12 protein-coding genes are annotated in these 13,546 nt (G+C 69.8%); 1 reads left to right on the top strand and 11 read right to left on the bottom strand.

Annotation, left to right across the window (positions count from 1 at the left end):
• Positions 1-127: 127 nt before the first annotated feature.
• The 8 genes from pyrF to pyrR form a co-directional block, all read right to left on the bottom strand.
• On the bottom strand, positions 128-973 hold the full coding sequence (gene pyrF / locus PV396_RS25320; protein ID WP_319208242.1) for an orotidine-5'-phosphate decarboxylase: 846 nt from the start codon (positions 971-973) through the stop codon (positions 128-130).
• On the bottom strand, positions 970-2,076 hold the full coding sequence (locus PV396_RS25315; protein WP_319208239.1) for a quinone-dependent dihydroorotate dehydrogenase: 1,107 nt from the start codon (positions 2,074-2,076) through the stop codon (positions 970-972). Before PV396_RS25315 ends, pyrF begins: the two co-directional genes overlap by 4 nt.
• A gap of 79 nt (positions 2,077-2,155) precedes the next feature.
• The gene (carB, locus tag PV396_RS25310) at positions 2,156-5,464 is read right to left on the bottom strand and encodes a carbamoyl-phosphate synthase large subunit (RefSeq protein ID WP_319208238.1); all 3,309 of its coding nucleotides are present in this window, start codon (positions 5,462-5,464) and stop codon (positions 2,156-2,158) included.
• Positions 5,457-6,599 carry a glutamine-hydrolyzing carbamoyl-phosphate synthase small subunit gene (gene carA / locus PV396_RS25305; RefSeq protein WP_319208236.1) on the bottom strand — a complete coding sequence of 381 codons (1,143 nt, stop codon included), beginning with the start codon at positions 6,597-6,599 and terminating at the stop codon, positions 5,457-5,459. Before carA ends, carB begins: the two co-directional genes overlap by 8 nt.
• On the bottom strand, positions 6,596-7,183 hold the full coding sequence (locus tag PV396_RS25300; RefSeq protein WP_319208235.1) for a hypothetical protein: 588 nt from the start codon (positions 7,181-7,183) through the stop codon (positions 6,596-6,598). The genes carA and PV396_RS25300 overlap by 4 nt, the downstream gene beginning before the upstream one ends.
• Positions 7,180-8,466, bottom strand: a complete 1,287-nt coding sequence (locus PV396_RS25295) for a dihydroorotase (RefSeq protein WP_319208233.1) — start codon at positions 8,464-8,466, stop codon at positions 7,180-7,182. The genes PV396_RS25300 and PV396_RS25295 overlap by 4 nt, the downstream gene beginning before the upstream one ends.
• Before the next feature lie 5 nt (positions 8,467-8,471).
• Entirely contained in the window at positions 8,472-9,500 is a 1,029-nt protein-coding gene (locus tag PV396_RS25290) for an aspartate carbamoyltransferase catalytic subunit (protein ID WP_319208231.1), read from the bottom strand.
• A gap of 89 nt (positions 9,501-9,589) precedes the next feature.
• The gene (pyrR, locus tag PV396_RS25285) at positions 9,590-10,171 is read right to left on the bottom strand and encodes a bifunctional pyr operon transcriptional regulator/uracil phosphoribosyltransferase PyrR (protein ID WP_319208229.1); all 582 of its coding nucleotides are present in this window, start codon (positions 10,169-10,171) and stop codon (positions 9,590-9,592) included.
• Between the two features lie 265 nt (positions 10,172-10,436).
• Between pyrR and bldD the strand changes: the two genes are divergently transcribed.
• Complete coding sequence (bldD, locus tag PV396_RS25280; RefSeq protein ID WP_019059743.1) at positions 10,437-10,937, top strand: transcriptional regulator BldD; 501 nt, start codon at positions 10,437-10,439, stop codon at positions 10,935-10,937.
• Between the two features lie 252 nt (positions 10,938-11,189).
• Here the strand turns inward: bldD and nusB are convergent, their stop codons facing one another.
• The 3 genes from nusB to PV396_RS25265 are packed head-to-tail and all read right to left on the bottom strand — an operon-like array spanning position 11,190 to position 13,338.
• Entirely contained in the window at positions 11,190-11,618 is a 429-nt protein-coding gene (nusB, locus tag PV396_RS25275) for a transcription antitermination factor NusB (RefSeq protein ID WP_319208228.1), read from the bottom strand.
• 2 nt (positions 11,619-11,620) lie between these two features.
• Positions 11,621-12,187 carry an elongation factor P gene (efp, locus tag PV396_RS25270; RefSeq protein ID WP_053744664.1) on the bottom strand — a complete coding sequence of 189 codons (567 nt, stop codon included), beginning with the start codon at positions 12,185-12,187 and terminating at the stop codon, positions 11,621-11,623.
• Between the two features lie 59 nt (positions 12,188-12,246).
• Positions 12,247-13,338 (bottom strand): M24 family metallopeptidase, encoded by a 1,092-nt coding sequence (locus tag PV396_RS25265; protein ID WP_319208226.1) that lies wholly within the window; start codon positions 13,336-13,338, stop codon positions 12,247-12,249.
• Positions 13,339-13,546 lie beyond the last annotated feature (208 nt).

Raw genomic sequence — 13,546 nt, 5'->3', positions numbered from 1 at the left:
GAAAAGTCCTGGTCAGCCTTTGCCAGGTCGGATATTTCGGTCATATTGCCCTGGATTTGAGAATGTATTCAGTCTCAAGGCGTCCTGAAGTCACTCATCGGAGGACTGCACCGCTCCGCGCGAATCCTCAGGTGGCGGCCATGGCGGCTCGGATCTCGTCCGCGAAGCGGTCCGATGCGTCCCGAAGAGCGACGAGATCGGGACCGTGACGCAGAACACCTCGGCTGACGTTCGGAACCACGTTGCGCAGCGCGGCGCCGAACACCCCGGGAAGGTCGGCCGGGGTTGCTCCCTGGGCGCCGACTCCGGGTGCCAGGAGAGGTCCGTTGATGTCGAGGTCGTAGGACGAGAGGTCGCCGAGTGTGGCTCCGACGACCGCTCCGAAGGAACCCATGGGCCGCTCCCCCGCGTTCTCCGCGGCGAGGTACGCCAGCATGGTCGCGCCGACGTTCAGCCCGTCCTCGCGAACCGCGTGCTGCACCTGACCGCCCTCGGGGTTCGAGGTCAGCGCCAGGACGAACAGGCCCGCGCCGCTCTCCCGCGCGAGGTCGACCGCCGGCTGCAGCGAGCCGTAGCCGAGGTAGGGCGAGACGGTGAGCGCGTCCGAGAACAGCGGGGCGCCCTTCTCGAGGAACGCGGCGGCGTACGCGGCCATGGTGGATCCGATGTCGCCGCGCTTGGCGTCCATCACCACCAGCGTGCCGGCGTCCCGCGCCTCCTGGACCGTCGTCTCCAGTACCGCGACCCCGCGCGAGCCGAACCGCTCGAAGAACGCGCTCTGCGGCTTCAGCACCGCGACCCGCCCGGCCAGCGCCTCGACGACGGTGCGGCTGAACCGCTCCAGGCCGGCGATGTCGTCGTTCAGCCCCCAGTCGAGCAGCAGCGAGGCGTGCGGGTCGATGCCGACACAGAGGGGGCCGCGCTCGTCCATGGCGCGGCGCAGCCGGGCGCCGAAGGGTTCCAGGACTGTCATGCGGTCTTCCTCACGTCGGCGCCGACCGCGTCGGCGAGGGTGGCGTACGGGCTCGTACGGAGGCGGGCGGCGAGGCCCTTGTGGATGCCGCGTCCCCAGAAGGGACCCTCGTAGACGAAGGCGCTGTAGCCCTGTACGAGGGTGGCGCCGGCCAGGATGCGCTGCCAGGCGTCCTCGGCGTTCTCGATGCCGCCGACGCCCACCAGGGTGATCCGGTCGCCCACGCGCGCGTAGAGGCGGCGCAGCACCTCCAGGGAGCGCGCCTTGAGGGGTGCGCCGGAGAGGCCGCCGGTCTCCTTCACCAGGGTGGGCTCGGAGGTCAGGCCGAGTCCCTCACGCGCGATGGTGGTGTTCGTGGCGATGATCCCGTCCAGGCCGAGTTCGACGGCGAGGTCGGCGACGGCGTCCACGTCCTCGTCGGCGAGGTCCGGCGCGATCTTCACCAGCAGTGGGACACGGCGCGAGGTCACCGTACGGTCGGCGGCCTCGCGGACGGCGGTCAGCAGCGGGCGCAGCGCCTCGGTGGCCTGGAGGTTGCGCAGGCCGGGCGTGTTGGGCGAGCTGACGTTGACGACGAGGTAGTCGGCGTACTCGGCGAGCCGCTCGGTCGATTTCACGTAGTCGGCGACGGCCTCGTCCTCGGGGACGACCTTGGTCTTGCCGATGTTGACGCCGATGACGGTCCTGAAGACCGCCTCCCGGCTCGCCAGCCGGGCCGCCACGGCCAGCGAACCCTCGTTGTTGAATCCCATGCGGTTGATGAGCGCCCGGTCCGGCACGAGGCGGAACAGCCGCTTCCTGGGGTTGCCGGACTGCGGCTCGCCCGTGACCGTGCCGATCTCGACGTGGTCGAAGCCGAGCATCGACATCCCGTCGATCGCGACGGCGTTCTTGTCGAAGCCGGCCGCGAGCCCGAAGGGCCCGTGCATCCGCAGTCCGAACGCCTCAGTGCGCAGTTCCTCGTAGCGGGGCGCCAGCGCGGCGGCGACGAACGTCCGCAGTACAGGGACGCGCGCGGCGAGGCGGATCCAGCGGAAGGCGAGATAGTGGGCCTCTTCGGGGTCCATCCGTGTAAAGACGAGACGGAAGAACAGCTTGTACATGGTGGTGTCCTCGAAACGGCCTCACGACGAGGCCTCATAAGGAGGGGGACACCGTTTCCGGTGTCCCCCTGAAGGCTTGCTAGTCGCGGGCCGCGGTCAGATGTTCGGCGTGTTCCTGGAGGGAACGCACGCCCACGTCACCGCGGTTGAGGGCGTCGATGCCCTGGACCGCCGCGGCGAGCGCCTGGACGGTCGTCAGGCAGGGCACGGAGCGCGCCACGGCCGCCGTACGGATCTCGTAGCCGTCGAGGCGGCCACCGGTGCCGTACGGGGTGTTGACGATGAGGTCGACCTCGCCGTCGTGGATGAGCTGGACGATGGTCTTCTCACCGTTGGGACCCGTGCCCTCGTTCTGCTTGCGGACGACCTTCGCGTTGAGGCCATTGCGCCTGAGGACCTCGGCCGTGCCGGAGGTGGCGAACAGTTCGAAGCCGTGCGCGACCAGTTCCCGGGCCGGGAAGATCATCGAACGCTTGTCGCGGTTGGCGACCGAGATGAACGCGCGCCCCTTCGTCGGCAGCGGCCCGTACGCCCCCGCCTGCGACTTGGCGTACGCCGTGCCGAAGACGGAGTCGATGCCCATGACCTCGCCGGTGGAGCGCATCTCCGGGCCGAGCACGGTGTCGACGCCGCGGCCCGAGGTGTCGCGGAAGCGGTTCCAGGGCATGACGGCCTCCTTGACGGAGATCGGCGCGTCCAGCGGCAGTTCACCGCCGTCGCCGTGCGCCGGGAGCAGTCCCTCGGCCCGCAGTTCGGCGACGGTCGCGCCGAGCGAGATCCGGGCCGCGGCCTTCGCCAGGGGCACCGCGGTCGCCTTCGAGGTGAAGGGGACCGTACGGGACGCGCGAGGGTTGGCCTCCAGGACGTAGAGGATGTCGCCGGCCAGCGCGAACTGGATGTTGATCAGGCCCCGGACGCCGACCCCGCGCGCGATGGCCTCCGTGGAGGTCCGCAGCCGCTTGATGTCGAAGCCGCCCAGTGTGATCGGGGGCAGCGCGCACGCCGAGTCGCCGGAGTGGATACCGGCCTCCTCGATGTGCTCCATGACGCCGCCGAGGTACAGCTCCTCGCCGTCGTACAGGGCGTCGACGTCGATCTCGATCGCGTCGTCGAGGAAGCGGTCGACCAGGACCGGGCGGGAGGGGCTGATCTCGGTCGACTCGGCGATGTAGGACGACAGCCGGGTCTCGTCGTACACGATCTCCATGCCGCGCCCGCCGAGGACGTACGACGGCCGGACGAGGACCGGGTAGCCGATCTCGTCGGCGATGGCCTTGGCCTCGGCGAAGGTGGTCGCCGTGCCGTGCTTGGGGGCCGGGAGGCCGGCCTCCGCGAGGACGCGGCCGAAGGCGCCCCGGTCCTCGGCGGCGTGGATGGCCTCGGGCGAGGTGCCCACGACCGGCACGCCGTTGTCCTTGAGGGCCTGCGCGAGGCCCAGCGGCGTCTGGCCGCCGAGCTGCACGATCACGCCCGCGATCGGACCTGCGAGGGACTCGGCGTGGACGATCTCCAGGACGTCCTCGAGGGTCAGCGGCTCGAAGTACAGGCGGTCGGAGGTGTCGTAGTCCGTGGAGACGGTCTCGGGGTTGCAGTTGACCATCACGGTCTCGTAGCCGGCGTCGCTCAGGGCGAAGGAGGCGTGGACACAGGAGTAGTCGAACTCGATGCCCTGGCCGATGCGGTTGGGGCCGGAGCCGAGGATGATGACGGCCGGCTTCTCGCGCGGCGCGACCTCGCTCTCCTCGTCGTACGAGGAGTAGAAGTACGGCGTCTTCGCCGCGAACTCGGCGGCGCACGTGTCGACCGTCTTGTACACCGGGCGCACGCCCAGCGCGTGCCGCACCTCGCGCACGACGTCCTCGCGCAGGCCCCTGATCTCGGCGATCTGCTGGTCGGAGAACCCGTGCCGCTTGGCCTCGGCCAGGAGGTCGGGGTCGAGGCGCTCCGCCTCGGCCAGCTCGTCCGCGATCTCCTTGATCAGGAACAGCTGGTCGACGAACCACGGGTCGATCTTCGTGGCCTCGAAGACCTCCTCGGGGGTGGCACCCGCACGGATGGCCTGCATGACGGAGTTGATACGTCCGTCGGTCGGCCGTACCGCCTCGGCCAGCAGTTCGGCCTTGTCGCCGGGCTCGCCGACGAAGGTGAACTGGCTGCCCTTCTTCTCCAGCGAGCGCAGCGCCTTCTGCAGGGCCTCGGTGAAGTTGCGGCCGATGGCCATGGCCTCGCCGACGGACTTCATGGTCGTGGTGAGGGTGGAGTCGGCCGACGGGAACTTCTCGAAGGCGAACCGGGGCGCCTTCACGACGACGTAGTCGAGCGTCGGTTCGAAGGAGGCCGGGGTCTTCTCGGTGATGTCGTTCGGGATCTCGTCGAGGGTGTAGCCGACGGCCAGCTTGGCGGCGATCTTGGCGATCGGGAAGCCGGTCGCCTTCGACGCGAGGGCCGAGGAGCGCGACACGCGCGGGTTCATCTCGATGACGATGATCCGGCCGTCGTCCGGGTTGATCGCGAACTGGATGTTGCAGCCGCCGGTGTCGACCCCGACCTCGCGGATGATCGCGATGCCGATGTCACGCAGGCGCTGGTACTCGCGGTCGGTCAGCGTCATCGAGGGCGCGACGGTGATGGAGTCGCCGGTGTGCACGCCCATGGGGTCGAAGTTCTCGATGGAACAGACGACCACCACGTTGTCGTGCTTGTCGCGCATCAGCTCCAGCTCGTACTCCTTCCAGCCGAGGATGGACTCCTCCAGGAGCACCTCGGTGGTCGGCGACAGGGTCAGGCCCTGGCCGGCGATGCGGCGCAGCTCCTCCTCGTCGTGCGCGAAGCCGGACCCGGCGCCGCCCATGGTGAAGGAGGGGCGGACGACGACGGGGTAGCCGCCGAGCGTCTCAACGCCCGCGATGACGTCGTCCATGGAGTGGCAGATGACCGAACGGGCGGACTCGCCGTGCCCGATCTTCGCGCGGACGGCCTCGACGACGCCCTTGAAGAGGTCGCGGTCCTCGCCCTTGTTGATCGCTTCGACGTTGGCGCCGATCAGCTCGACACCGTATTTCTCCAGCACACCCTGCTCGTGCATGGAGATCGCGGTGTTCAGGGCCGTCTGGCCGCCCAGGGTGGGCAGGAGGGCGTCCGGGCGCTCCTTGGCGATGATCTTCTCGACGAACTCGGGGGTGATCGGCTCGACGTAGGTCGCGTCGGCGATCTCCGGGTCGGTCATGATCGTCGCCGGGTTGGAGTTGACGAGGATGACCCTGAGGCCCTCGGCGCGCAGGATGCGGCACGCCTGGGTGCCGGAGTAGTCGAACTCGGCGGCCTGGCCGATGACGATCGGGCCGGAGCCGATGACCAGGACGGACTGGATATCGGTGCGCTTAGGCACGCTGGCCCTCCATCAGTGCGGTGAAGCGGTCGAACAGGTAGGCGGCGTCGTGCGGGCCCGCCGCTGCCTCGGGGTGGTACTGGACGCTGAACGCGGGCCGGTCGAGCAGCTGGAGCCCTTCCACGACCTGGTCGTTCAGACAGACGTGCGAGACCTCGGCGCGCCCGTAGGGGGTGTCGGAGACCTTGTCGAGCGGCGCGTCCACGGCGAAGCCGTGGTTGTGGGCGGTGACCTCGACCTTGCCGGTCGTACGGTCCTGGACGGGCTGGTTGATGCCTCGGTGGCCGTACTTCAGCTTGTACGTGCCGAAGCCGAGGGCCCGGCCCAGGATCTGGTTGCCGAAGCAGATCCCGAAGAGCGGCGTGCCGCGCTCCAGGACCGCCCGCATGACGGAGACGGGGTGGTCGGCGGTGGCCGGGTCGCCGGGGCCGTTGGAGAAGAACACCCCGTCGGGGTCGACGGCGTACACGTCCTCCACGGTCGCCGTGGCGGGCAGCACGTGCACCTCGATGCCGCGTTCGGCCATCCGGTGCGGGGTCATGCCCTTGATGCCGAGGTCGACGGCGGCGACGGTGAACTTCTTCTCACCGATCGCGGGGACGACGTACGTCTCCTTGGTGGCGACCTCGGCCGAGAGATCGGCGCCCGTCATCTCCGGGGCCTGGCGCACCTCGGCGAGCATGGTGCCGTCGTCGGGCAGCGCGTTGCCGGAGAAGATGCCGACGCGCATGGCACCGCGCTCGCGCAGATGACGCGTCAACGCGCGCGTGTCGACGCCGGAGATACCGACCACGCCCTGCCCCCGCAGTTCCTCGTCGAGGGAGCGCCGGGAGCGCCAGTTGGAGGGCACGCGCGCGGGGTCGCGTACGACATAGCCCGCGACCCAGATGCGCTGCGACTCGGGGTCCTCGTCGTTGACGCCGGTGTTGCCGACGTGCGGGGCGGTCATGACGACCACCTGGCGGTGGTACGACGGGTCGGTGAGGGTCTCCTGGTAGCCGGTCATGCCGGTGGAGAAGACGGCCTCTCCGAAGGTCACCCCCACGGCCCCGTAGGCACGGCCGCGGAAGATCCGGCCGTCCTCCAGGACGAGTACGGCGGGAGTTTTGCTGGCTCCCCGGGTGGAGGTCGTCATCGTGCGCCTTCCGTTTCCGTCGTCTTGTTGATCATCTGGTTCAGGGTCCGGACCCACTCGCCGTGCTCGGCCGCGCGGTCGGAGCGGAACCCGGAGTCGAGCAGCTTGCCGCCGTGCTCCCAGGTCACGACCAGCAGGCCGCCCTCGGTGAGGACCTTGCCGGCGATGCCCTTGTCGAGCCGGGCCTCGCGCAGCGCCTCCAGGGGGACGTAGAAGTCGGTCGCGCCGGGGCGTACGACGTCCAGTCCCGCGTCCGTGAGTGTCAGCTCGACCCGGCTGCGGGTGCCGAGGCCGTGCGCCACGATGCGGTCCAGCCACTGCCCCGCGGTGGTGGAGCCGTGGTAGCGGCCGCTCATCGACAACACAGTCAGTGTCGCCGCACCGGGCTCGTCCGGCGCGACAGGCAGCTCGGGCAGGTCGCCCTGGAGCGTGCCGCGCCACTTCCAGCCCTCGCGCATCAGCCAGTAGATGAGCGCGACGAAGAGCGCGAGCCCGACCAGCCAGCCCACCCGGGCGGCCCAGTCGGTCACCTCCGCCGATTTCTGTTCGGCGGCGACGTAGGTCAAATGCGGCAGTGATGTCACGCGAGCTTCCCGTCGACGAGCGTGGCCTTGCCCCGGAGCCACGTGTGCGTGACACGGCCCGGCAGCTCACGCCCCTCGTACGGGGTGTTGCGGCTGCGGGAGGCGAAGCCCGCGGGGTCCACCGACCCACGGTATGCCGTGTCGACGAGGGTGAGGTTGGCGGGCTCACCTGCCGAGACGGGGCGGCCGTGACCGGTCGCCCGCCCGATGCGCGCGGGGGCGAAGGACATGCGGTCGGCGACGGTCGCCCAGTCGAGGAGTCCGGTGTCCACCATCGTCTCCTGGACCACTGACAACGCGGTCTCCAGGCCGACCATGCCCATGGCGGCGGCGGCCCACTCGCAGTCCTTGTCCTCGTGCGGGTGCGGGGCGTGGTCGGTGGCGACGATGTCGATCGTGCCGTCGGCGAGCGCCTCGCGCAGGGCCAGCACGTCGCGCTCGGTGCGCAGCGGCGGGTTCACCTTGTAGACCGGGTTGTACGTCCGGACCAGCTCGTCGGTGAGGAGGAGGTGGTGCGGGGTGACCTCGGCGGTGACGTCGATGCCCCGGGACTTGGCCCAGCGGACGATCTCGACGGACCCGGCGGTCGACAGATGGCAGATGTGGACGCGGGAGCCGACGTGCTCGGCGAGCAGCACATCGCGCGCGATGACCGACTCCTCGGCGACGGCGGGCCACCCTCCGAGCCCCAGCTCGGCGGAGACGACGCCCTCGTTCATCTGGGCGCCCTCGGTCAGCCGCGGCTCCTGCGCGTGCTGGGCGACAACACCGCCGAAGGCCTTCACGTACTCCAGGGCCCGGCGCATGATCACGGCGTCGTCCACGCACTTGCCGTCGTCGGAGAAGACGGTGACACCGGCGGCCGACTCGTGCATGGCGCCCAGCTCGGCGAGCTTCTTGCCCTCCAGGCCGACGGTGACGGCGCCGATGGGCTGGACGTCGCAGTAGCCGTGCTCCTGCCCGAGCCGGTAGACCTGCTCGACCACACCGGCGGTGTCGGCGACCGGGAAGGTGTTGGCCATGGCGAACACGGCCGTGTAGCCGCCGCTCGCGGCGGCCCGGGTCCCGGTCAGTACCGTCTCGGAGTCCTCGCGCCCCGGCTCCCGCAGATGGGTGTGCAGGTCGACGAGCCCCGGCAGCAGCACCTTCCCGTCGGCCTCGACGACCTCGGCACCCTCGGCGGACAGCCCGGCACCGACAGCGGCGATGGTCTCACCGTCGACGAGCACATCCTGCGGCTCGCCACCGAGCACCCGCGCACCACGAATAAGGATCTTGCCCATGTGTCTTACTTCTCCTCGGTACGGAATTCAGAGGCGGGCGCGAGGCGCCTCGTTGAAAGGGTGGCGGTGGGCGACGGGTGGGTGACGGCGGGTTCGTTGCCGCCGAGCAGCAGATAGAGCACGGCCATGCGGATGGAGACACCGTTGGTGACCTGCTCGATCGCCGTGCAGCGCTCCGAGTCGGCGACCTCGGCGGTGATCTCCATGCCCCGGACCATCGGCCCGGGGTGCATCACGATGGCGTGCTCCGGCATCCGCGCCATACGGTCGCCGTCGAGGCCGTAGCGCCGCGAGTACTCGCGCTCGGTCGGGAAGAACGCGGCGTTCATGCGCTCCCGCTGCACGCGCAGCAGCATCACCGCGTCGGACTTGGGCAGCGTGCTGTCGAGGTCGTACGAGACCTCGCAGGGCCAGCTCTCGACGCCGACCGGCACCAGGGTCGGCGGGGCGACCAGGGTGACCTCGGCGCCGAGGGTGTGCAGCAGGTCGACGTTGGAGCGGGCGACGCGGCTGTGCAGGATGTCGCCGACCAGGGTGATGCGCTTGCCGGCGAGGTCCTGGCCGATGCCCGCGTCCCGGCCGACCAGTCGGCGGCGCATGGTGAAGGCGTCGAGCAGGGCCTGCGTGGGGTGCTGGTGGGTGCCGTCGCCGGCGTTGATGACGGCCGCGTCGATCCAGCCGGAGGTGGCGAGCCGGTAGGGGGCGCCCGAGGCGCCGTGCCGAATGACGACGGCGTCGACACCCATGGCCTCGAGGGTCTGGGCGGTGTCCTTCAGGGACTCGCCCTTGGAGACGCTCGATCCCTTGGCGGTGAAGTTGATGACGTCCGCGGACAGACGCTTCTCCGCGGCCTCGAAGGAGATCCGGGTCCGTGTCGAGTCCTCGAAGAAGAGGTTGACCACAGTACGGCCGCGCAGGGTCGGCAGTTTCTTGATCGGCCGGTCGGCGACCCGGGCCATCTCCTCGGCGGTGTCGAGGATCAGGACGGCGTCGTCGCGGGTGAGGTCGGCGGCCGAGATGAGATGACGCTGCATCTTTCAGGCTCCGTAAGGAAGTTCAGGAGATTCCGGGCAGGCAGGGGCATCGCGGGGTGGCGTACGGCGCGGGACCGCACGCGCGCGTGCTACTGCTGGGCGGTCTGCTTCGCACCGAGCAGCACGGTGTCCCGACCGTCCTCCTCGGCGAGCTGGACCTTGACCGTCTCCCGCAGCGACGTGGGGAGGTTCTTGCCGACGTAGTCGGCACGGATGGGCAGTTCGCGGTGTCCACGGTCGACGAGGACCGCCAGCTGCACCGCGCGCGGGCGCCCGAGGTCGTTCAGGGCGTCGAGGGCGGCACGGATGGTGCGGCCGGAGAAGAGCACGTCGTCGACGAGGACGACCAGTCTGCCGTCGAGGCCGTCACCGGGGATGTCGGTGCGGGCCAGCGCGCGCGGCGGGTGCATGCGCAGGTCGTCGCGGTACATGGTGATGTCGAGCGAACCGACCGGGATCTTGCGGTCGGTGATCTCCGCCAGCTTGGCGGCGAGCCGCTGGGCGAGGAAGACGCCCCGGGTCGGAATGCCGAGGAGCACCACGTCGTCGGCGCCCTTGGCGCGTTCGACGATCTCGTGGGCGATGCGGGTCAGCACCCGCGCGATGTCGGGGGCTTCCAGCACGGGCCGCGCGTCGGCCTCGTACTGCTGCTTGTCCTGCTCTGAGTCCATACGAAACGGACCTCCTTCTCCGCCTCACGGGACGGATCATTAAAGGACGTCGGAATTGCGCCATCCACGGTACCAGTCCGCGCAACGCACCTGATCACCGCATGGGCGTCAGAGGTCACCCGACTGCCGTAACCGCACGTCGTCCCGTACGGAAGGGTCGGGCGGGACCATTCGGCTTGACGGGGAAGAGTAACGCTGCGTAACCTCACAGTGAGTCACCAGCCGCGCGGCTCGTCCGCACGTCGACACTGTGTCCGGGAGCTATATGTCCAGCGAATACGCCAAACAGCTCGGGGCCAAGCTCCGGGCGATCCGCACCCAGCAGGGCCTTTCCCTCCACGGTGTCGAGGAGAAGTCCCAGGGACGCTGGAAGGCGGTCGTGGTCGGTTCGTACGAGCGCGGCGACCGTGCCGTGACCGTGCAGCGCCTCGCCGAGCTGGCGGATTTCTACGGGGTTCCCGTGCAGGAGCTGCTGCCGGGCACCACGCCGGGCGGGGCCGCCGAGCCGCCGCCGAAGCTCGTGCTCGACCTTGAGCGGCTGGCCCATGTGCCGGCCGAGAAGGCGGGCCCCCTGCAGCGCTATGCCGCGACGATCCAGTCCCAGCGCGGCGACTACAACGGCAAGGTGCTGTCGATCCGCCAGGACGACCTGCGCACCCTCGCCGTCATCTACGACCAGTCGCCCTCGGTCCTGACCGAGCAGCTGATCAGCTGGGGCGTTCTGGACGCGGACGCGCGCCGCGCCGTCTCCCACGAGGAGAACTGAGCCCGACGGCTTTCAGCCGTTGAGCAGAAACGTGCCGCCGGGGTGGCCGGAACCTAAGGGTTCGGGCCACCCCGGCGGCGTTCCGCGGGCCTGGAGGGCCTCAGAGGCACAGGTGAACGCGGAGGGCCCACAGCGTGTCGCTGTGGGCCCTCCGGCGAGTCCGCGCCCGAAGGGGCGCGGGGAACTGCGCGATCAGCCACAGGCGGCCCGCACATCACATACGACCGCAGTTCCCCGGCGTATCCAGCGGAGCTATTCGCGGCGAAGCGAGGACTTCAGGTCCTTGAACCGGCCGAGGAGGCCGTTCACGAACGAGGGCGACTCGTCCGTGGAGAACTCCTTGGCCAGCTGCACCATCTCGTCGAGGACGACCGCGTCCGGGGTCTCGTCGACCCAGATCAGCTCGTAGGCGCCGAGGCGCAGGATGTTGCGGTCGACGACCGGCATCCTGTCGAGCGTCCAGCCGACCGAGTACTGCGCGATCAGCTCGTCGATGCGCTTGGCGTGCTGCGCGTACCCCTCGACGAGCTGCATCGTGTACTCGCTGACCGGGGGCTGGCGGGTATCGGCATGGGACAGCCGGATCCAGTCCCCGAGGACCGTCTGGACATCGACCCCGCGCTGGTCGCCCTCGAAGAGGATCTGGAAGGCACGCTTGCGGGCCGTGTTGCGGGCAGCCACGGTTAGCTGTTCACCCGGCCGAGGTAGTCACTCGTACGCGTGTCGACCTTGATCTTCTCACCAGTGGTGATGAAGAGCGGGACCTGGATCTGGTGGCCCGTCTCCAGCGTGGCCGGCTTGGTGCCGCCCGTGGAGCGGTCGCCCTGGACACCCGGCTCGGTCTCCTGGACCACGAGCTCGACGGCGGCCGGCAGCTCGACGAAGAGCACCTCGCCCTCGTGCTGCGCGACCGTGGCCGTGAAGCCCTCGATCAGGAAGTTGGCGGCGTCGGCGACGGCCTTGCGGTCCACCATGAGCTGGTCGTACGTCTCCATGTCCATGAAGACGAAGTACTCGCCGTCCATGTAGGAGAACTGCATGTCACGCTTGTCGACAGTGGCCGTCTCGACCTTGACGCCGGCGTTGAACGTCTTGTCGACGACCTTGCCGGAGAGCACGTTCTTGAGCTTGGTGCGCACGAAGGCCGGGCCCTTGCCGGGCTTGACGTGCTGGAACTCGACGACGGACCAGAGCTGGCCCCCGTCGAGCTTGAGCACCAGGCCGTTCTTGAGGTCGTTCGTGGAAGCCACGGTTGCGGAATCTCCTGGACTGACGTGGACGACCCCGGGGCAGACGCGACAGCTCGAAGCTAGAGCGCGAGCAGTTCCTTGGTCGTGATGGTAAGTAGCTCGGGTCCGCCGTCCGCCTCAGGGCGTACGACGAGCGTGTCATCGATCCGGACACCGCCCCGGCCCGGGAGGTGGACCCCCGGTTCGACGGTGACCGGCACGCAAGCGTCCAGTTTACCCATGGCTGCGGGGGCGAGCTGCGGCTCCTCCTCGATTTCGAGGCCCACACCGTGTCCGGAGAGCTCCGAAAGGCGGTCGACGTACCCCGCGGAGTCCAGAACCTGGCGTGCCGCGCGGTCCACGTCGCGGTAGGCGGCGCCGGGTGCCAGTGCCTCGCGTCCGGCGCGCTGGGCTGCGAAGACGAGGTCGTAGAGCTCGATCTGCCAGTCGGCCGGCGAGGTCCCGATGACGAATGTGCGGCCGATTTCACAGCGGTATCCGCGATACACGGCGCCGAGACAGACAGAGAGGAAGTCTCCTTCTTCCACCCGCCGATCCGTGGGCCGGTGCCCCCGGCGGCCGGAGTGGGGCCCGGTCGCGACGGCGGTCGCGAAGGCGGGGCCGTCGGCGCCGTGATCGACGAGCCGCCGCTCGAGTTCCAGGGCGAGGTGTCTTTCCGTACGCCCGACGAGAATCGACTCCAGCAGCTCGCCGAGTGCCTGGTCGGCGATCTCGGCGGCGATCCGCAGACAGGCGATCTCCTCCTCGTCCTTGACCACGCGGAGCTGCTCCACCGCGCCACCGAGGTCGGCGAGACGCAGCCGGGGGGCGACCGAGCCGATGGCCCGGTGCCGCGTCACGGTCAGATGGTGCTCCTCGACGGCCAGGGACTCGGTGCCCTGCGCGGCGGCGAGATCGGCGGCGGCGACGGCCGGATCGCCGCCGGGCGCGGACAGCGCGTGCACGCGCAGCGCCCCGTCGGGACGGCTGCCCTCGGGCCCCGCGCACACGAGCAGGTCCTCGCGTTTTCCCAGCAGCAGTACGGCTCCCTGCGGGGCGGCGCCCGCGAGATACCGCACATTGGCGGCTCGGGAGACCAAGGCTCCCGCACTGCCGCCCGCGTGACACCGCTCCCGAAGCCGCGCTCTGCGCGCCGCGTACACCTCTGACATGCCCCGAGCGTAAGAGCGCAGCAGGGCTGGCGCCGGTCGGGGAGGGCCGAACGGGGGCTCCGCCCCGCACCGCTCCTCAAACGCCGGAGGGGCTGACCAACCAGCCCGTCCGGCGTTCGAGGACGAGCGCGTTCAGCGCGAAAAGGGGGGTCTGGGGGCGCAGCCCCCAGGGATGGGACGGGTAAGGGCGGCGGGGGCGACCACTCCT

Source organism: Streptomyces sp. ME02-8801-2C, from assembly GCF_033793965.1.
Classification (GTDB): Bacteria; Actinomycetota; Actinomycetes; order Streptomycetales; family Streptomycetaceae; genus Streptomyces.
This window is presented reverse-complemented; position numbering and strand designations above follow the sequence as displayed.